The following is an 18,752-nucleotide window of genomic DNA, read 5'->3' as shown; positions in this document are numbered from 1 at the left end:
TGCGCGTCGCGGGTGCCATGGGCGCCCCGTTCAATGCGTGGAGTGGATCGATGCGTCAGTGGATCGTAGTGGGCCTGCTGCTGGGAATGGCCGCGCCGGCCTGGGCGATGAGTTCGGCGGCCGGTGCCGCCGGCGGCACCTCGAGCGCGGGCAGCGCCGGGTCTTCGGCGTCCTCGGACAGCTCTTCGGACAACGACAAGCTGGTGCTCGATGCGCGGGTGGACGCGGCCAGCTTCGTGGCCAGCGACGGGGCGATCCGCGGCGCTCGCCTGGAGGCGGCCCTGCGCAGCCTGCGCGAACGCGACGCGGAAGCGCGCCAGCGTTCCGACCTGCAGCTGGCGCAGGCGATCCTGGCCCTGTGAACCCGCCCGACCGGCCGCCGCGTTCGCGGTGGCTGGGCGCTCGGCTGCTGCCGATCTGCCTGCTCGGATGCGGCCTGCCGCAGATCGCGCAGGCGGCGTTGCATCTGCAGCTGGATACCGCCGCGTTGGATGCCGACGAGCGGGCTGCATCGCAGGCCTTGTTCGATGACGTGCAGGCGCGCCTGCCGGCCGCCTGGCGCCAGGCGCTGGACACCGTGCCGGTGCAGTGGCGCGACGACCTGCCCGCGGCCGTGCATGGGCGTGCGACCGGCGCCGGCCAGGTGCTGCTGCCACGCAGCTTGTTGTACGACTGGATGCGGGCCAGCGACGAGGCCGCGCGTACGCCGGCGCGCGCCGCCCTGGTCCACGAACTGGCGCACCTGCTGGATCGCAGCGCGGCCGGCGGCTTCTCGCGCGATCCGCGCCTGCTCGATCTGGCCGGCTGGCAGATCGGCAGCTGGCCGCGCCTGAAGCTGCGCCTGCGCCATAACGCGTTCACCGACCGCACGCCCGATGCGTACGAGCTGTTCTCGCCGCAGGAATACGTGGCGGTCAATCTGGAGCATCGGATCCTCGATGCCGACTACGCCTGCCGCCGCCCGCTGCTGGACGCGTATTTCGCCCAGCGGCTGGGCTCGATGCCGCAGGCCGGACGCGACTGCGCGCCGGGCGTCGCCTTCTTCGAGGACCGGCCGGCGGCGCCGCTGCTGGCGCTGGACCCCGAACGCGTCTACGCCGTCGACTATCTGCTGGCCGACGGCAACGACGCGCCGATGAGCCGCTGGGGCCACAGCATGCTGCGCCTGGTGATCTGCGCGCCGGGCCGACCGCGCGGGCCGGACTGCCGGCTGGACCTGCAGTACCAGCGCGTGCTCTCCTTCCGCGCCTTCATCGACGATGTGCAGATCTCGAGCTGGGGCGGCCTGACCGGGCGCTATCCCTCGCGCCTGTACCTGCTGCCCATGCTGCAGGTGATCGACGACTACACCCAGGGCCAGCTGCGCGGCCTGCGCTCGGTGCCGCTGACGCTGTCGCGCGCGCAGATCGCTGCGCTGCTGCAGCGTGCCGCGCAGGTGCACTGGAGCTACGACGGCGGCTACCGCTTCGCCTCCAACAACTGCGCGTTCGAGACCTACAAGCTGCTGCGCGACGGCGTGCCCGCGCTGGATGCGGGCGGGCAGCTGTCGGGCATCACGCCCAACGGCTTGCTGCGCCGCCTTGAACAGGCGCGCATCGCCGATGGCCAGCCGCTGGCTGACCGGGAGCAGGCCGGCCGCGCCGGCTATTACTTCGCACCGGCCAGCGCGCAATACCAGGCGATGCTGGACATCGCCCGCGCGCGCCTGGGGCTGCCCGCGCAGTCGGTCGAGGACTGGCTGTCGCAGCCGCCGCAGCGGCGCGCGCCATGGATCGAACGCGCCGATCTGCGCGCCAGCGCCGCACTGCTGGTGCTGGAGCAGGCCGCGCGCCGCCGCCAGGACCTGCTGGCACGCGATGCGCTCAAGCGTCGCTTCCTGCACGGGGGAGGCGATGCCGACCTGGATGCCGGCCGCGCCCGCCTGCGCGACCTCCTGGAGGGCGAGGGGCTGTTCGCCCAGCCCGCGCTGCTGCTGCAGGGCCAGCCCGGCTACGGCCTGCCGCAACAGGCCGAGCGCGACTTCCTGCAGGCGAAGGGCAGCGCGTTGCTCGGCCGGCAGCACGCCGCGCGCGATACGCTGGAACACGACGCGCGCCTGCTGTTGCCGCAGGACCTGCGCGATCAGATCGACGGCACCGACGCCAACCTGGCCGCGCTGGGGCAGCGTCTGCGCACGCTCCAGCGCGACACTGGCGTGCCCAGCCTGCGCGGGCTCGCGCCCTGAGGCGTCGCGCCGGCACGCTCGCGGGCGCCGGCGCGGCGAGGATCAGTCCGCCCGACCGCCGAACTCGCCGGTGGTGGTATTGATCAGGATGCGCTCGCCGGTGGTGATGTACTCGGGCACCATGATCTCGATGCCGGTGGACAGCTTGGCCGGCTTCGGGCGCTTGGTCGCGGTGCCGCCCTTGAGCTCGGGCGGGGTCTCGATGACTTCCAGCGTGACGTGCTGCGGCAGCTGCAGCGCCACCGGCTGCTCGTCGATCACCTGCACATAGCAGCCGGTCAGGCCGTCGGTGATGTAGCCCGCATCGTCGCCCAGCACGTCCGCGTCCAGGGTGTAGGGGGTGTAGTCCTCGTCGTCGAGGAACACGAAGGCCTCGCCGTCCTTGTAGGAGAAGGTGGCTTGGCGGCGCAGCAGTTCGACCTCGCTCAGGTTGTCGTCGGCATCGAAGCTGGCGTCGAGCTTGTTGCCGCCCGGCACGCTGTACATGATGAAACGGAAGCGCACGTTGCCGCCGCGGCCCTGCGGCGAGGAGCGCTCGATGTCGCGGATCTGGTAGACGCCGTTGTTGTATTCGACGACGTTGCCCTTCTTGATGTCACCAGCTTTCATGGATCGAAGACCTGATTGAAGAAATGAGTGTGGGAGGAGGGGGGGCGTTGAGCGGCGAGGGGTGAACGAAGGCGGGCGCGTTGCAGAGGCTTTCCGCGCGCGCGCCTGGCTCACGCCCGCCTTACTTGGGGGCCAGGCGCGTGGCGCCATCCAGGCGGATGGTCTCGCCGTTGAGGTAGCGCGCCTGCAGGATGTAGGCGACGGTGTCGGCGTATTCGTCCGGCTGGCCCAGGCGCGAAGGGAAGGGGATCGATGCGGCCAGCGACTGCTGCACCGCCTCGGGCATGCCGTCGACCATCGGCGTCCAGAACACGCCCGGCGCGATGGTCACCACGCGCACGCCGAAACGCGCCAGTTCGCGCGCCATCGGCAGGGTCATGCCGACCACGCCGGCCTTGGACGCGGCGTAGGCCGCCTGGCCGATCTGGCCTTCGTAGGCGGCCACGCTGGCGGTGTTGACGATCACCCCGCGCTCGCCGTCCTCGCCGGGCGCGTTGTCCTGCATCGCCTCGGCGGCGGCCTTGGCCACGTTGAAGCTGCCCACCAGGTTGACCAGCACCGTACTGCGGAAGGTGGACAGCGCCATCGGCCCGTCCTTGCCCAGCACGCGGCCGGCGCCGAGGATGCCGGCGCAGTTGACCGCCACGTTCAGCCCGCCCAGGAAGGCGCGCGCCTCGGCGATGCTGGCCGACACCACGCCCTCGTCGGTGACATCGGTGCGCAGGTAGCGCGCGTTGGCGCGGCCCAGCGCCTGCACGGCCGCCTCGCCCTTTTCGTCGTTGACGTCCAGCAGCACCACCTTGCCGCCGGCGGCGACCAGGCGCTGGGCGGTGGCCAGGCCAAGGCCGGACACGCCGCCGGTGATCACGGCGCGGGATTCGGACAGCTGCATGCAAGGCTCCTGCGGAACGCGTAAAGGCGACAAGTCTAATGGCATGCGCCGGTGCGCCCTTGCGCGGCGCGGCAGCACCGCTCAGAGCGCGAGCGCGTACCAGCGGTCGCAGCCGCCGTGGCCGGTGGCGCCCAGCGGGGCGGGCAGCGGCGTGAAACCGCTCTTTTCGTACAGGCGCATGGCCGCCTCCATGCTGCGCAGGGTCTCGATGTAGCACTGGCTGAAGCCGAAGCCACGCGCGGCCTCCAGGCAGTGGCGCATCATCGCCGCGCCGGCGCCCAGCCCGCGCGCCTGGGGCAGGAAGTACATCTTGCGCAGCTCGCAGGTCCCGGCCGGGCCGCCCTCCAGCGGTGCCACGCCGCCGCCGCCCCGCACCTGGCCGTCCACCTCGACCACGAAGTAGGCGCTGCGCGGCTGCGCATAGGCGCGGCTGAGCCAGTCCACCTCCGGATCGTTGATCGCAAAGCTCGGCCCGCAGGCCCCGAAGTCCGGCATGACGGCACGGATGATCGCCGCCATCGCGGCGTCATCGGTGGGCTGGATGGGCCGGATCAGGAACGGTGCGGACATCGGCGGTGAACGCGCTGGGTGAGGGGTGCGCATCGTACGCCGGGCTGGCCCGCAGCGTCCTGCCCGGTGACCCGACAGACAGCCTCACGTCTTGATCACGGTGGTACTATTGAGAACTGTTTTCATTTGAGCCCGCTCGCGTGATGTTGTCCGATCTGCCCCAGCGCACCCAGGCCATCGTCGATTCGGTCGAAGACCGCGGCCCCAACGACACCATCGCCCGGCGTCTGCGCGAGCTGGGCTTCGTCGCCGGCGAGCAGGTGGAGATCGTGGCGCAGGGGCCGATCGGCGCCGATCCGCTGCTGGTGCAGGTGGGCTTCACCCGCTTCGCGCTACGCCGGACCGAGGCCGCGCGCGTGCGTCTGCGCGTCGAGCGCGGAGCAGGGGCATGAATACGGCCGCCGCGCCCCAGCGCCTGGCGCTGATCGGCAATCCCAACTGCGGCAAGACCGCGCTGTTCAACCTGCTGACGGGCAGCCGGCAGAAGGTGGCCAACTACGCCGGCGTGACCGTCGAGCGCAAGGAAGGCCGCTTCACCGGTGTCAATGGCCAGACCTATGCGCTGCTGGACCTGCCAGGCGCCTACAGCCTCAACGCTGCCAGTCTGGACGAGGCGATCACCCGCGACCTGTGCCGCGGCTTCCTGCCCGGCGAGCCGCGTCCGGACGCGCTTGTGTGCGTGGTCGATGCGACCAACCTGCGCCTCAACCTGCGCTTCGTGCTGGAAGTGCTGCGCCTGGGACTGCCGGTGATCCTGGCGATCAACATGGCCGACGCCGCGCGCCGGCGCGGTATCCAGATCGACCTGGACGTGCTGCAGCGCGAGCTGGGCATCCCGGTGGTGGAGACCGTGGCGGTCAAGTCCAACGGCGCGCGGGCGCTGCTGGAGCAGATCGACCGGATGGCCGCCCAGCCGCAGCTGCCCAGCCACGTGCTGCCCGAGGACGCCGACCTGCACGCCGAGACGCGCCGCCTGCTGTCGCTGGCGGTGAGCATGCCCACCCGCACCGCGCGCGTGGACGACACGCTGGACCGCTGGCTGCTGCATCCGGTGTGCGGGCTGCTGGCGCTGGCGGTGGTGATGTTCCTGATCTTCCAGGCGGTCTACGCCTGGGCCGCGCCGCTGATGGACGCCATCGATGCCGGTACCGCCTGGCTGGGTGGGTGGGTCGGCGGCGCGCTGCCGGAAGGCCCGCTCAACAGCCTGCTCACCGACGGCATCATCGCCGGCCTGGGCGGGGTGATCGTGTTCCTGCCGCAGATCCTGATCCTGTTCGCCTTCATCCTAGCGCTGGAGGAATCCGGCTACCTGCCGCGCGCGGCCTTCCTGCTGGACCGGCTGATGTCCAAGGCCGGCCTGTCCGGGCGCTCGTTCATTCCCTTGCTGTCCTCCTTCGCCTGCGCCATCCCCGGGATCATGGCGACGCGCTCGATCCAGGATCCGCGCGATCGCCTGGCCACCATCCTGGTGGCGCCGCTGATGACCTGCTCGGCGCGGCTGCCGGTGTATGCGCTGCTGATCGGCGCCTTCATCCCGCAGCGGCAGGTCGGCGGCGTGTTCAACCTGCAGGGGCTGGTGCTGTTCGGCCTGTACGTGGCGGCCATCGTCAGCGCGCTGGTGGTGGCCTGGGTGATGAAGCGCTGGCGCCGCGACAAGAGCGAGCATCCGCTGCTGCTGGAGCTGCCGTCCTACCGCATCCCGCACCTGCGCGATCTGGCCCTGGGCCTGTACGAGCGCGCGATGATCTTCCTCAAGCGCGTGGGCGGCATCATCCTGGCCCTCACCGTGCTGCTGTGGTTCCTGCTGTCGTTCCCCGGCGCGCCGGCCGATGCCACGCTGCCGCCGATCGACTACAGCTTCGCCGGGCGCATCGGCCATGCGCTGAGCTATGTGTTCGCCCCATTGGGCTTCAACTGGCAGATCTGCATCGCGCTGATCCCGGGCCTGGCCGCGCGCGAGGTCGCCGTGTCCTCGCTGGCCACCGTCTATGCGCTGTCGGCCGGCGATGACGATGCTAAGGCGCAGGCGCTGGCGCCGCTGATCCACGATGGCTGGTCGCTGGCCACGGCGCTGTCGTTGCTGGTCTGGTACATCTACGCGCCGATGTGCCTGTCCACGCTGGCCACCATCAAGCGCGAGACCAATTCGTGGAAGCGCATGGCGGTGTCGGCCGGTTATCTGTTCGCGCTGGCCTACATCGCCTCGCTGCTGACCTACCAGGTCGCGGTCATGCTGGGGGCGGGCTGATGGCACCGGCGCTGGCGCTGCAGTACCTGGTGATCGCGCTGGCCGTGCTGGTCAGCGCCTGGGTCGTGGCGCACAAGCAGTTCCCCAACGCCACCCGGCGCGCGCGCGCCGCGCTGGCGCTGCCGCTGCTGCGGGACGGGCGCCCGCCGTGGATGCAGCGGCTGGGCAGGGCGCTGGCGCCGCCAGTCAGGGCGGTCGATGCCGCCTGCGGCGGCTGCAGCAGCTGTGGGCCGCAGAAGCCGGCCACGCGCAAGTAAGGCTTGGCCGCACGCGTCGCGCGTGCCGCCGGACGCAGGACCTTCAGGACAGGCGGCGCTTCCCGCGCGGCGCCTGGCCGCCGCTGTGCGGGAACATCTCCACCGCCAGCGAGAAGGTGCGCTGCTCGCCCGGCCGCAGGGCGCCGACGCCGACCACGTGGCGGTCGATCTCGCGGCCCTGTTCGTCGCTGATCACCATCACCGCGGTGTATTCGTAGGCCGTGGCGGCGTCGGCCGGATGGTTGACCGTGCCCTGGACCATCAGCGGCACCACGCGCTGCACCTCGCGCCGGGCCACGGTGGCCGAGTCGTCGAAGCGCAGGTGATGCTTGCACGACGGGCACACGGCCGCAGTCTCCAGGATCATCGCCTTGCAATGCGGGCAGGCGCGGGTGGCGCCTGCCGTGCCGGGGCGCTGGGTGCTCACGCCGCGTCGTGCTGCTTCTCGCTGCCGTCCCAGCCGAAGTCGGCCTGGCCGCGCATGCGGGCGCCGGCGGCCACGGTCATCGTGCCGCACTTGACGTCGCCGGTCAGGGCGCCGGAGGCCAGCAGTTCGACGTGCTTGGCCGCCTCGATATTGCCTTCCAGCTCGCCGGCGATGGTGATCTTGCTGGCCTTGACGCCGCCGGACAGCTTGGCGCCGTGTTCGATGGTCAGGTCGCCCTGCACATTGACGTCGCCCTTGAAGCGACCGGCAATGCGCACGTGGCCGCTGCCCTCGATCTTGCCCTCGATGGTCAGGTCCGAGGCGATCAGCGACTCCTTGCGTTCGCGCCCGGCCGACTGGGCGATGGGCGCCGAGGCGGGGCTCGGGGCGCTGGTCAGCGGGGTGGGCGCGACGGGCTCGGCGCTGGCCACCGGCGGCGGGGACGGTTCGATGACCGGGGCGGGCGGGGCGTCCTTCTTGCTGGACAGCGGATCTTTCCACATGGACATGTCGCAAGGTCTCCTGTCGGGGGAAACGCGACTATCGCGGCTTGCGCCGCACAGGCGCTGTGACTGGGCTCACCAAACCGCCCGTCGGACGGTCTTGCCGGAGCGTTGCATGTCCTGGGTGTTGGGGGCAAATGCAAGGATCGGCGGCAGATCCGTGAGCGCATCACTAGCCGTGCGTAAACCGCGGGTGAGGCTCTCTCAGGGCGACTCAACCCACCGGGACGTTGTGGAGAAGAGGTTGTTCTCTTTATTGGAGGATTGCGGCGGTTGCGCGTGCGGCTTCTGTTGGGCAGCGGTCCGGCGGGCGGGGGCCGCTGATCCCTCAATCAGGGCATCCTGCCCTGATTCGGGCGCTCGGCGTCCTGCCTCGCTAGGCGCGGCCCCCGCCCGCCGGACCGCTGCCTCGCGCGTCAAGTCGCAAGGCTTCGGTTTGCAGGGGCGCTCGAACCCTTTCCTCGCGCAAAGCGCGATCAGTGACGGGAAATCATCGACTTGAGGCCCCCTCCCTTGCGCACAGCGCAGGGGAGGGATGGGGAGGGGTCGGGGCTTTACCGGTAGAGCCACCAAAGCAAAAGCAAGAGCACCCCACCCCGGCCCTCCCCTTCGCCTGCGGCGAAAGGGACGGGGCAGAGCGCTGCTGGACGCCTTTCCGCCGTAGATAGCGGACTGGGCCGAGGAGCCACGCCGGCCGGGTCGATGCTGGTGGGCGCAGCGCCGTTCACCGGCTCGGCACTTCTGCGAACAACCAAAGAAAGAGGCCCGCTCGCGCGGGCCTCTTCGGGTACTGCAGCGTGCGGAAGCGGCTTACTTCTTGGAAGCCTCGCGCGCGTCCTTGGAGACCTCGGCCGCCTTGTCGGCGGTGGCGTTGGCGCCTTCGGACACGGCGGCGGCGGCGTCGGCCGCGGCGGCCTGCGTCGCGTTCTCGGCCTTCTCGGCGGCGTTGCTGGCCGCAGCCGCGGCATTGTCGGCGGCAACGGCGGCCTTGTCGGCAGCGGCGTCGGTGGCGGCGGCCGCCTTGTCGGCAGCGTTGTCGGCCGCGGCAGCAGCCTTGTCCGCGGCAGCCGAGGCATCGGCCGCGGCGCTGTCGGCGGTGGCGGCGGCGCGGTCGCTGGGTCTGCTGCGAGCAGGCGCTCAGCGCCAGGACGGAAGCGATCAGCACGATGTTGAACTTGTTGGTCATGGCGTTCCCCTCAACGAAAGAAGATGGATGGTTTGGCGCGAAGTCTGCGGGTGTCACGGACACCGGCATTCACGACGCGGCGAGCCTACGAAGGCCCATGTCAACGCCATGTAGGGCCGTTCCTTACAAAAATGTTCTTTTTCTTGATCGAGGGATCTTGGCGCTCGGGATTGCTGGGTCGGAGGGGCGGCGATCCGGGGCGCGGTGTCGGCCTTCCCCTCGATCAGCGCACCCTGCAATGACTTGAATCGCGGCATATCGCGTCGCTCGTCGTGGTCGCCGACCGCTGCACCGTTGCCTGGCGTGTCGAGCCGGTCTGCTTGATGTCGAAAGCAGTCCTGATCTATCAGCGCAGAACCTCGACCAGGCTGGGGCCAGGCCGCCGCGAAGTATGTTCACCGCTCTTGTCCCGCAATCCCATCGAGCACAAAAAAAGACCGCCGGTTGCCCGGCGGTCTTCTCGAATCCGATTGCCGATGGCGAGCCACCGGCGAAGCGCGGATTACTTCTTCTCGGCGTCCTGACCGGCGGACTTCGCAGCGTCAGCGGCGTCCTGCGCGGTGTCCTTGGCAGCCTCGGCGGCGTCGGCAGCAGCGTCGGCAGCCTTGTCCGTGGTCGCGGCGCCAGCGTTGGCGGCAGCGTCAGCGGCGGTGTTGGCGGCGGTCGCGGCGGTGTCGGCAGCAGCCTGGGCAGCGTCGGCGGTCGGGGTCGAAGCGGCGGTGTCGGCGGCAGCCTGGGCCTCGGTGGCAGCCTGCTGCGCGTCGGTGGCGGCGTCGGCAGCCTGTTCCGGCTTCGAGCAAGCAGCCAGGGCCAGGCCCATTGCCAGCGCGATCAGCGTCTTGTTGATGCTCATTGGTAAATCCTCGTCGATTAGTTTGGCAACGCGCAGTTGCGCGCCGGGCGACATCATGACAATCCGTTTTCCACTGTCAAGCATTCGCGGGCGTATGGCTCAGATTCGTCAACTTGGCGTTAAAACAGAAAACGTCTTCAGAGCAGTTCGACCGCGATGGCCGTGGCTTCGCCGCCGCCGATGCACAGCGTGGCAATTCCACGGCGCATACCCTGCACGCGCAGGGCGTTGAGCAGTGTGACGACCAGGCGAGCGCCGGAAGCACCGATCGGATGGCCCAGCGCGCAGGCGCCGCCATGCACATTGACCTTGCTGTGGGGGATGCCCAGTTCCTTGATCGGCACCATCGCCACGACGGCGAAGGCTTCGTTGATCTCGAACAGATCCACGTCCTGGACCGACCAGCCCGCCTTCTCCAGCACCTTCTGGATCGCGCCGACCGGCGCGGTGGTGAACCACTCTGGCTGCTGCGAGAACGTGGCATGTGCGACGATGCGCGCCAGCGGCTGCAGGCCGCGCTGGGCGGCGTCCTCGGCGCTCAGCACCACGGTGGCGGCCGCGCCGTCGGAGATGCTCGACGAACTGGCGGCGGTGACCGTGCCGTCCTTCTTGAAGGCCGGCTTGAGCGAGGGGATCTTGCCGATGTCCGACTTGCCCGGCTGCTCGTCGCTGCTCACGGTGACTTCGCCTTTGCGCGTGGCGATCTTGAACGGCACGATCTCGGCATCGAAGGCACCGGAGGCCTGCGCGGCCTGCGCGCGCTTGACCGATTCGATCGCGAAGGCGTCCTGCTCCTCGCGGCTGAAGCCATACTTTTCCACGGTGGCCTCAGCGAATACGCCCATCGCCTGACCGTCATAGGGATTGGTCAGACCGTCCCACGCCATGTGGTCGATCGCCTTGAAATCGCCGAAGCGGTTACCGGTGCGCGAGTTGGGGATCATGTGCGGGGCGTTGCTCATCGACTCCATGCCGCCGGCCACGACCACGCGCGCCGAGCCGGCCTTGACCAGATCGTGCGCCAGCATGATCGCCTTCATGCCCGAGCCGCACACCTTGTTGATGGTGGTCGCGCCGGTGGACTGCGGGATGCCGGCGGCCAGCGCCGCCTGGCGCGCCGGCGCCTGGCCCAGGTTGGCCGGCAGCACGCAGCCCATGATGACTTCGTCCACGTCCTGCGCCGGCACGCCGGCCTGCTCGAGCGCCGCGGCGATGACGCTGGCGCCCAACTGCGGCGTGGGCGTGCCGGTGAACTGGCCGAGGAAAGAACCGATGCCGGTGCGCTTGGCGGCGGCGATGACGATGTCGCTCATGGAGAGCCTGTCCTGAGGAACCAAAGAGTTCCCCATTATCCTCCGGGGCGCCCGCGGCGGCACCCCCGACCATTGGCCGCTTGTCTCAGGCGCCGAGGTGCCATGTGGGGCATCAAAGTGAACGTGCGTTCTGCAGACGCAAGCCCACCTGCGCCGCCGCAGTTGCGCTAGATTGCGCCGGACGGGCGCTGGGGTGCGCCATCCGGGGAGCGGGTGCGATGCGGGGACAGGGAGCGAGGTCTGGGCGGCCTGCGGGCCGGATGCTAGTGCTGAACGTGCTGGCGTGCGCGGTGATGAGTGCCTGCGGCGGCAAGGGCGGGGGCGTCAAGTCGAATCCGCCATCGACGACACCACCGCCCACCACGACCCCCGCGCCGGTGGTGACCACGCCGGATCCGACCTATTCCAAGCATCTGAGCCTCACCCATGCCGACGCCGCGCACGCCGCAGGCTTCACCGGCACCGGGGTGGTGATCGGCATCGTCGATACCGGCGTCAACCGCAGCCATCCGGCGCTGTCGCCACGGGTCACCGCCAACCTCACTTATGTCAGCGGCTCGTCCAACGATCTGACCAAGGACGACGTGGTCGGCCACGGCACGGCCGTGGCGCAGATCGCCGCCGGCCGGGCCTTCGGCGCCTGGCCGGGCGGCATCGCGCCGGGGGCGAGCATCGTCTCGGCGCGGATCATCTCGGACAAGGAGCCGACCGACGACGGCTCGGGCAACGGCAATTCGACCAGCGGCGCGCTGGGCCTGGCGCAGGTGCACCAGGACCTGATCGCGCGCGGGGTCAAGGTGATGAACAACTCCTGGGGCGGGGTGTACTGGACCGACCTGACCGCCACCGCGCCCATCGCCGCCGAGTACCGGCCCTTCGTCGTGCAGAACGGCGGCATCGTGGTGTTCGCCACCGGCAACGACGGCAAGGCCCAGCCGACCGACACCGCCGCCATGCCGAGCAAGCCCGGCCCGAACAACACGCTGCCGGCGGCCGACCTGGAGATCGGCTGGCTGGCGGTGGCGGCGCTGGACACCGACAACCCGACCCAGCTTGCCTCGTATTCCAACGCCTGCGGCGTGGCCATGCACTATTGCCTGGTCGCGCCGGGCAAGGTGATCACCACCGGCACCAACGACGGCCCGACCGCGCCGAGCTACTGGGAGTGGACCGGCACCTCGCTGTCCACCCCGCAGGTCTCCGGCGCGGCGGCCCTGGTGTGGCAGGCCTTTCCTTACTTCTCCAATGACCTGGTCCGGCAGACTCTATTGGGCACCGCCACCGACCTGGGCGCGGCGGGGGTGGACCCGGTGTTCGGCTACGGCCTGTTGAATGTCGGCAAGGCGGTCAACGGGCCGGCGCGGCTGGACTGGGGCGATGTGGCGGTGTCCTTCGACGGCACCTCGACCTGGTCCAACGCGATCAGTGGCGACGGCGGCATCACCAAGTCCGGCGCCGGCACGCTCAACCTGAGCGGGCAGAACAGCTACCTGGGCCAGACCCGCGTCAGCCAGGGCGCGGTGCTGTCCAGCGGCGCGATCCCGGGCAGCGCCAGCGTGGCCGCAGGCGCGCGACTGAACACCGGCGGCGGCGTGGGCGGCGCGCTGCGCAACGACGGCACGGTCGCCTTCACCGGCGCGGCGGGCGCGCGGCGGATCGAGGGCGACTTCACTCAGTCCTCCGGCGCCACGCTGGAGTTCCAGATCGGCACGCCGCTGCAGGTCGATGGCACCGCCAACCTGGGCGGCATGCTCAAGGTGATGGGCATGGCCAGCGGCTACGTGCGCAGCGCGCGCGAGACGGTGGTCGACGCCAGTGCCATCAACGGCACCTTCTCCGGGCTGAGCTCGGCATCGAACGTATTCCTGCAGGCGTCGCTGGGCTTCAGCAGCACCCAGGCGTACCTGGACATCACTCGGCTGGACATCACCGCCACCGCCAGCGCGATGGGCATGAGCGCCGCGTCGGTCGGCGCCGCCCAGCGCGTGGATGCGGCGCTGACCCAGCTCGACGCGCAGCCGCAGGCCCAGAGCGGCGCGATAGCGTCGCTGGCCGGAGATTTCCTGCGGACTTCTTCCAGCGCGGCCGCAGCGCGTTCGCTGGAGAGCCTGTCCGGCCGCGCGCATGCGGCGGCCGACGGCGTCACCCTGGATCTGCTCGATCTGCGCCGGCGTGCGCTGGCCGCGCACGTGGCGCAGGGCGGGGCGAGCGCGGACGGTTGGTACCAGGCGTTCGACGGGCGTCAGGCCTCGGGCCTGGGCGCGACCGCCGGGCTGGACCTGTCGGGCTGGATCGCCGGCCAGGACGTGACCCTGGCGCCGGGCTGGACCTCGGGCCTGGCCGTGGGCCAGATGGACACCAACAGCGTGCGCGACACGCTCGGCGACGCCGGCCAGGACCGCCAGACCCATGTGCAGGCCTATCTGGCCCATCGCGGGCAGGCCGGCTATACGCTGGCGCAGTTCGGCGTGGGCCAGTTCCGCCGCGACCTGCGCCGCTCGGTCTATCTGGGCGACGCGGCCTACGGCGTCGATGCGCGCTACGACGGTGAGATGCGCTTCGCCAGCATGGAAGCCGGCGTGCCGCTGCGCACCGGCCTGGGCACGCTCACCCCGTACGTAGGGGCGGACTACGCCAGCCTGGCGCGCGATGCGTTCAGCGAGCAGGGCGCGGCCGGCTTCGGCCTGGCCGCGGCGGCCAGCCATGCCAGCCGCGCCCAGGCCATCGCCGGGTTGCGCCTGGAGCGGGCGCTGTCGCTGGCGTCGATGGAGCTGTCGCTGTCGGGCCATCTGGAATGGCAGTCGGTGCTGTCGGCCAGCGGGTTCTCGCGGCAGGCGCGTTTCGTCGGCATCGACGCCTGGGGCGCGATCCCGGGCGGCGACGCGGCGGCCTCGGGCGGCTGGGCCGGCTTCTCGCTGGAGGCCGCGCTGCGCGCCAACCAGCGCCTGTCCTTCGGCCTGGACCAGCGCTTCGGCGCGCGCGGGAGCGAATCGGTGGGGTCGGTGCGTTACAGCGTGGGGTTCTGAGTCGCCGACACGGGCCCTGCCGTCATGACGAGCTTCTAAGTGTCACGCAAAGCAGAACGGGCGCCTGATGGCGCCCGTTCTGGTTTTCGCCCCCTGGTGCGGCTCAGTGGTCGCCGCGCAGCTGGCCCATGTAGCGCGGCGCGGTGCGGCCGAGCGGCAGCTTGAGCTTGCCGATCGAGGCGATGCGCGCCTCGGCGATGCGGTCGGCGGCGTACTGCGGGGCGATCCGCTCCTTCTCGGCCAGGTCGAAGACGCGCCCGACGTTGTGATAGATGTTGCGCATCAGGCGCATGGCGCGCTCGCGGTTGTAGCCGTCGATCTCCAGCGAGACGTTCATCACCCCGCCGGCGTTGACCGCATAGTCGGGCGCGTACAGGATCCCGCGGCGCATGGCTTCCTCGCCGACCACGTGCGACATCTGGTTGTTGGCCGTGCCGCAGATGATCTTGGCGCGCAGGCGCGGCAGGGTCTCGTGGTTGATCGACCCTTCCAGCGCGCACGGCGAGAACACATCGGCGGGAATGTCGTAGATCTCGTTGGGCGCCACCGCCTCGGCGCCGTATTCCTCGACCGCGCGCGCCACCAGCGCCGGATTGAGGTCGGTGACGAACAGCTTGGCGCCACGCTCCTTGAGCAGCTTCACGAACTCCATGCCGATATGCCCCAGGCCCTGCACGGCATAGCTGTACTTGCCGATCTCCTCGTTGCCGAACCGGCGGTTGAGCGCGGCCATCAGCCCCTGCAGCGCGCCGTAGGCGGTGAACGGCGCCGGGTCGCCCGAGCCGCGGTGCACCTGGTGCACGCCGACCACGTATTCGGTCTCGCGGTAGACATGCTCCATGTCGTTGACGTCGGTGCCCACGTCCTCGGCGGTGATGTAGCGCCCGCCCAGCGAATCGACATAGCGGCCGAACATGCGGAACAGCGCCTCGGCCTTGTCCTGGCTCGGGTCGCCGATGATCACCGCCTTGCCGCCGCCGACATTCAGACCGGCCAGGGCGTTCTTGTAGGTCATCGTGCGGCTCAGCCGCAGCGCGTCGGTCAGCGCCGTCTCGGTGTCGGGGTAGGGACGCATGCGCACCCCGCCCAACGCCGGACCCAGCACCGTGCTGTGGATGGCGATGATCGCCTTCAGCCCGATATCGGGGTTGTGGCAGAACACGACCTGTTCGTGGCCGGAGGTGTCTAGGGTTTCGAAAATCATGGGGAAGGGCTCCAATCCGCGCAGGCCAAGACTTCGACCAATCCTTGCGAAACGTATCCTAGACGATTGTTTTATAAAACAAAAAAAGACGCCGCCCTGAGGCGGGCGGCGATGTTGCATTGCCACAGTTTACCCAGTCGCGTGCGGTGCGCACATGCGCCCCCTGAGCGCCGCCATGGCGCGCTGCGACTGGTTCGGACCGGCTAGCGCGGCGCGGCGGCCGGCTTGGGATCGGTGTCGGCGTGGCTGACCTGCGCCGGACGCGGCTTGGCGGTCTCGCGCACGGGGCGCGGCGCATCCGGATCCAGCGTGCGGGTGATGGTGTGTTCTTCGCCATTGCTGATGGCGCGCGAGAGCGGGATACCGATGGCGAGCAGGACGACGGCGGCGAGCAGAGCGATCACGGCTTTCATGCGGATCTCCGGAAGCGGGCGGGCGGCTGGCGAAGCAGGACCGGCGCGGTCCTGGTTCAGCCGACTATCCGCCCGCCCCGGAGACGGGTCACGACGCGACGCAGCATCGGCCGCGGCGCGTAGTGCGGGGCATCAGGCCAGATTGACCTTGGCGACCTTGTCGGCGTAGTCGCGCTTGGGGTCGCGTCCCAGCAGCAGCTTCAGCCCGGCCAGCAGGCTGGAGCCGTTCTTCCAGATCTCGGCCTGGTCCGGATCCAGGCGCAGCAGGGCCAGCTTGGGATCGTCCTTGCCGCCCTCGTACCAGGCGGTGATGAAGGGATTCCACAGGCGATCGACGACCGCGCGGTCGGTGTCTAGCACCAGCGTGCCGCGCACGCTGGCGAACAGGTCGTGGTCCTTGGCGGCGAAGGCGGCGATCGCGCGGTGGCCCGAGCCCAGCTGCTGCACCATCGCATTGTCGATGGAGGTGAAGAACCAGACCGGGCCGCCTTCGTCGCCCTCGATCATCGCGGTCATCGGCCGGGTATGGCCGTCTTCGATGCCCTCCAGCCCCAGCATCACGGTGCGGTCGGACTTGAGGGCCTTCCAGAAGGCGGCTTCGAGCTCTTGCGGTGAGGTGGACATGCAGGTCTCCAGGAGGGGTGTGGCTCCAGCCTGCCGCGCGCGATGCTCATGCTTCGTGGTGAAGCGGCGGCGCGGCGTTGACGTGCGCGCAACGTCCGGCCGCCGCCGCGTCGCGGTGCGCGCCGAGCCGGATCGCCAGCGCCAGCAACGAGGTCAGCACCGCCAGGCCCAGCACGCCCGGCCAGCCCAGGTGCTGCATCAGCACGCTGCCCAGCGCAGCGCCGCTGGCCATGCCGATGAACATGCCGGTGAAGAACACCGCGTTGAGCCGGCTGCGCGCCCCAGGATCGATGCCGTAGACGATGGTCTGGTGAGAGACCAGCGTGGCCTGCACGCCCAGGTCGAAGCCGATCGTGCCCACCACCAGCAGGGCCAGCTGGCCGTGCATCGGCAGCAGTGGCCCGGCCAGCATCAGCGCGAACGCGCCCGCCGCCAGCCCGGCGCCGAGGCGGGTAACCAGCCCCGGGCCGCGCCGGTCGGCGATGCGGCCGGCGATGGGTGCCATCAGCGCGCCCGCGGCGCCGGCCAGGCCGAACGCGCCGGCCACCGCGCTGCCCAGGTGGAAGGGCGCGTCCTGCAGCATCACCGCCAGCGTCGACCAGAACGCGCTGAAGCCGACCGCCAGGGTCGCCTGCGCCCAGGTGGCGCGGCGCAGCGCCGGGTGCGCGCGCCATAGCGGCACCAGGCTGGCCAGCAGCGCGCCATAGCCCACCGTGGTGGTCGGCTCGAAGCGCGGCACCCAGCGCGCCGAGGCCAGCCCGACCAGGACCATGCCCACGGCGGCGATGAGATAGACCGCGCGCCAGCCCCAGATTCCGGCAATCAGGCCGCTGCCCACGCGCGAAAGCAGGATGCCCAGCAACAGGCCGGTCATGACCGTGCCGACGATGCGGCCACGGTGTTCGATCCGCGCCAGCGTGGCGGCGGCGGGCACGAAGTCCTGCGCCACCGTGGCGGTCAGGCCGATCGCCAGGCTCGCGCAGAGCAGGGTGGTCATGCCCGGCGCCAGGCCGCCGACGGCCAGCGCCAGCGCCAGCAGGCCGCACTTGGCCAGGATCACCCGGCGGCGGTCGTAACGATCGCCCAGCGGCGCGCACAGCAGGATGCCCAGCGCATAGCCGAGTTGGTTGAGCGTGGGCACCAGGCCGGCGGTCTGGGCGCTGGCGTGCAGGTCGCCGGCCAGCACGCCGAGCATGGGCTGGCTGTAGTAGAGCGAGGCCACGCTCATGCCGGCGCCGATCGCCAGCAGCAGTACCAGCCGGCGCGGCAGGCCGGTGTGGCCGGGGGCTTCATGCGGATATTGAATGTGAGTCATGGCGTCGAGCGGCTGCAAGGTGGGGTGCGCGGTATTCTCCGGGCCGCCCGGCGCGCGTGGTAGCCTGCGCGCCGACACAATGCCTATGCGTCGGGCGTATGCAAGAGCCGATTTCCACCGGAACCGACCGCCTCGAGCTGATGCAGACCTTCGTCCGCATCGTCGAGGCCGGCAGCCTGTCGGCCGCCGCCGCGCAGCTCGGCGCCAGCCAGCCCACCGTCAGCCGGCGGCTGCAGGCGCTCGAACGCCTGCTCGGGCTCAAGCTGCTGCGTCGTTCGACCCACGCCATGACGCTGACCGAAGACGGCGCGCGCTGCTACGACAAGGCCCGCGACCTGCTGCAGGACTGGCAGGCGCTGGAAGACGACCTGCGCGGCGCCGGACAAGCCCCGCAGGGCCTGCTGCGCGTGGTGGTGCCGCACGCCTTCGGCCAGCGCCAGCTGATGGAACCGATGGCCGACTACCTGCGCCGCTATCCGCAGGTCTCGGTCGACTGGCTGCTGCACGAGCGCGAGCCGGACTTCGTCGCCGACAACATCGACTGCGCCATCCACGTCGGCACGGTGATGGATCCCTCGGTGGTGGCGGTGCAGATCGCCGAGGTGCCACGCATCGTGGTCGGCGCGCCGGAACTGCTGGAAGGGCGCGAGGCACCCGACGCCATCGAGACCCTGCGCGCGCTGCCCTGGCTGGCGATCAACCTGTTCTACCGCAACGACATCAGCCTGACCCATCGCCAGGACGGGCGGCAGTGCCATTTCCAGATCCGCCCCAGGCTGAGCACCGACAGCCTGCATGCCCTGCGCACCGCGGCGCTGGCCGGGCTGGGGGCGTGCATCGCCTCGGCCTGGCTGGTGGCCGAGGACGTCGCCGCGGGTCGGCTGCTGCACCTGGCCCCGGATTGGCGCGCCACGCCGCTGCCAGTGCACCTGGTCTATCCGCCGGCGCGGCACCAGCCGGCCAAGCTGCAGCGCTTCATCGAGCTGATGCGCCTGGCCGGGGCCAATATGACCGGCGTCGAGCCGCTGCGCGGCCGCGCGGGCTGAGTGCCGCTGAGAAGCTTCTATCGTCGTTCCCGCGAAGGCGGG

19 protein-coding genes are annotated in these 18,752 nt (G+C 70.4%); 8 read left to right on the top strand and 11 right to left on the bottom strand.

Features of this window, described 5'->3' with window-relative positions; genetic code table 11:
* The first annotated feature begins 50 nt into the window (after nucleotides 1-50).
* Nucleotides 51-362 (top strand): DUF2388 domain-containing protein, encoded by a 312-nt coding sequence (locus tag ACFJIT_RS07800; protein WP_379655498.1) that lies wholly within the window; start codon nucleotides 51-53, stop codon nucleotides 360-362.
* On the top strand, nucleotides 359-2,224 hold the full coding sequence (locus ACFJIT_RS07795) for a DUF4105 domain-containing protein (RefSeq protein ID WP_379655497.1): 1,866 nt from the start codon (nucleotides 359-361) through the stop codon (nucleotides 2,222-2,224). The genes ACFJIT_RS07800 and ACFJIT_RS07795 overlap by 4 nt, the downstream gene beginning before the upstream one ends.
* A gap of 42 nt (nucleotides 2,225-2,266) precedes the next feature.
* On the opposite strand, the gene yeiP is transcribed toward ACFJIT_RS07795, so the two are convergent.
* From yeiP to ACFJIT_RS07780, 3 genes are all read right to left on the bottom strand, one after another.
* The gene (gene yeiP, locus ACFJIT_RS07790) at nucleotides 2,267-2,833 is read right to left on the bottom strand and encodes an elongation factor P-like protein YeiP (RefSeq protein WP_130519751.1); all 567 of its coding nucleotides are present in this window, start codon (nucleotides 2,831-2,833) and stop codon (nucleotides 2,267-2,269) included.
* A 121-nt stretch (nucleotides 2,834-2,954) separates the two neighbouring features.
* A complete protein-coding gene (locus ACFJIT_RS07785) occupies nucleotides 2,955-3,725 on the bottom strand; it encodes an SDR family NAD(P)-dependent oxidoreductase (protein WP_379655496.1) in 771 nt (256 codons plus the stop codon).
* A gap of 81 nt (nucleotides 3,726-3,806) precedes the next feature.
* Nucleotides 3,807-4,295: a GNAT family N-acetyltransferase gene (locus ACFJIT_RS07780; protein WP_379655495.1), complete on the bottom strand. Its 489-nt coding sequence runs from the start codon at nucleotides 4,293-4,295 to the stop codon at nucleotides 3,807-3,809.
* 140 nt (nucleotides 4,296-4,435) lie between these two features.
* Between ACFJIT_RS07780 and ACFJIT_RS07775 the strand changes: the two genes are divergently transcribed.
* The 3 genes from ACFJIT_RS07775 to ACFJIT_RS07765 are packed head-to-tail and all read left to right on the top strand — an operon-like array spanning nucleotide 4,436 to nucleotide 6,800.
* Nucleotides 4,436-4,687, top strand: coding sequence for a FeoA family protein (locus tag ACFJIT_RS07775; protein ID WP_130519757.1), 252 nt, complete (start codon nucleotides 4,436-4,438; stop codon nucleotides 4,685-4,687).
* Nucleotides 4,684-6,543, top strand: a complete 1,860-nt coding sequence (gene feoB, locus ACFJIT_RS07770; protein ID WP_379655494.1) for a ferrous iron transport protein B — start codon at nucleotides 4,684-4,686, stop codon at nucleotides 6,541-6,543. The genes ACFJIT_RS07775 and feoB overlap by 4 nt, the downstream gene beginning before the upstream one ends.
* Nucleotides 6,543-6,800, top strand: a complete 258-nt coding sequence (locus ACFJIT_RS07765; RefSeq protein WP_379655493.1) for a DUF6587 family protein — start codon at nucleotides 6,543-6,545, stop codon at nucleotides 6,798-6,800. Before feoB ends, ACFJIT_RS07765 begins: the two co-directional genes overlap by 1 nt.
* A gap of 43 nt (nucleotides 6,801-6,843) precedes the next feature.
* Here the strand turns inward: ACFJIT_RS07765 and ACFJIT_RS07760 are convergent, their stop codons facing one another.
* Together ACFJIT_RS07760 and ACFJIT_RS07755 are read right to left on the bottom strand one after the other, a co-directional pair.
* Nucleotides 6,844-7,227, bottom strand: a complete 384-nt coding sequence (locus ACFJIT_RS07760) for a hypothetical protein (RefSeq protein ID WP_130531268.1) — start codon at nucleotides 7,225-7,227, stop codon at nucleotides 6,844-6,846.
* Nucleotides 7,224-7,736, bottom strand: a complete 513-nt coding sequence (locus tag ACFJIT_RS07755; protein WP_379655492.1) for a polymer-forming cytoskeletal protein — start codon at nucleotides 7,734-7,736, stop codon at nucleotides 7,224-7,226. The genes ACFJIT_RS07760 and ACFJIT_RS07755 overlap by 4 nt, the downstream gene beginning before the upstream one ends.
* Before the next feature lie 832 nt (nucleotides 7,737-8,568).
* Here ACFJIT_RS07755 and ACFJIT_RS07750 point away from each other — a divergent pair.
* Nucleotides 8,569-9,030 (top strand): hypothetical protein, encoded by a 462-nt coding sequence (locus ACFJIT_RS07750; protein ID WP_379655491.1) that lies wholly within the window; start codon nucleotides 8,569-8,571, stop codon nucleotides 9,028-9,030.
* 388 nt (nucleotides 9,031-9,418) lie between these two features.
* Here ACFJIT_RS07750 and ACFJIT_RS07745 read toward each other — a convergent pair whose 3' ends face one another.
* Nucleotides 9,419-9,769, bottom strand: a complete 351-nt coding sequence (locus tag ACFJIT_RS07745) for a hypothetical protein (protein ID WP_130518717.1) — start codon at nucleotides 9,767-9,769, stop codon at nucleotides 9,419-9,421.
* Nucleotides 9,770-9,906: 137 nt separating this feature from the next.
* Nucleotides 9,907-11,082, bottom strand: a complete 1,176-nt coding sequence (locus tag ACFJIT_RS07740) for a thiolase family protein (protein ID WP_130522433.1) — start codon at nucleotides 11,080-11,082, stop codon at nucleotides 9,907-9,909.
* A 260-nt stretch (nucleotides 11,083-11,342) separates the two neighbouring features.
* On the opposite strand from ACFJIT_RS07740, the gene ACFJIT_RS07735 reads away from it, so the two are divergent.
* Nucleotides 11,343-14,108 (top strand): S8 family serine peptidase, encoded by a 2,766-nt coding sequence (locus ACFJIT_RS07735; RefSeq protein WP_379655490.1) that lies wholly within the window; start codon nucleotides 11,343-11,345, stop codon nucleotides 14,106-14,108.
* A gap of 103 nt (nucleotides 14,109-14,211) precedes the next feature.
* Here ACFJIT_RS07735 and ACFJIT_RS07730 read toward each other — a convergent pair whose 3' ends face one another.
* From ACFJIT_RS07730 to ACFJIT_RS07715, 4 genes are all read right to left on the bottom strand, one after another.
* A complete protein-coding gene (locus tag ACFJIT_RS07730; RefSeq protein WP_379655489.1) occupies nucleotides 14,212-15,312 on the bottom strand; it encodes a Glu/Leu/Phe/Val dehydrogenase dimerization domain-containing protein in 1,101 nt (366 codons plus the stop codon).
* A 203-nt stretch (nucleotides 15,313-15,515) separates the two neighbouring features.
* Entirely contained in the window at nucleotides 15,516-15,725 is a 210-nt protein-coding gene (locus ACFJIT_RS07725) for a hypothetical protein (RefSeq protein ID WP_130522435.1), read from the bottom strand.
* Between the two features lie 132 nt (nucleotides 15,726-15,857).
* A complete protein-coding gene (locus ACFJIT_RS07720; protein ID WP_379655488.1) occupies nucleotides 15,858-16,349 on the bottom strand; it encodes a pyridoxamine 5'-phosphate oxidase family protein in 492 nt (163 codons plus the stop codon).
* Between the two features lie 46 nt (nucleotides 16,350-16,395).
* Entirely contained in the window at nucleotides 16,396-17,664 is a 1,269-nt protein-coding gene (locus ACFJIT_RS07715) for an MFS transporter (RefSeq protein ID WP_337052377.1), read from the bottom strand.
* 140 nt (nucleotides 17,665-17,804) lie between these two features.
* On the opposite strand from ACFJIT_RS07715, the gene ACFJIT_RS07710 reads away from it, so the two are divergent.
* The gene (locus ACFJIT_RS07710) at nucleotides 17,805-18,710 is read left to right on the top strand and encodes a LysR family transcriptional regulator (protein ID WP_379655487.1); all 906 of its coding nucleotides are present in this window, start codon (nucleotides 17,805-17,807) and stop codon (nucleotides 18,708-18,710) included.
* The last annotated feature ends 42 nt before the right edge of the window (nucleotides 18,711-18,752 follow it).

Source organism: Pseudoxanthomonas sp. UC19_8, from assembly GCF_042700505.1.
Lineage (GTDB): Bacteria > Pseudomonadota > Gammaproteobacteria > Xanthomonadales > Xanthomonadaceae > Pseudoxanthomonas_A > Pseudoxanthomonas_A winnipegensis.
This window is presented reverse-complemented; position numbering and strand designations above follow the sequence as displayed.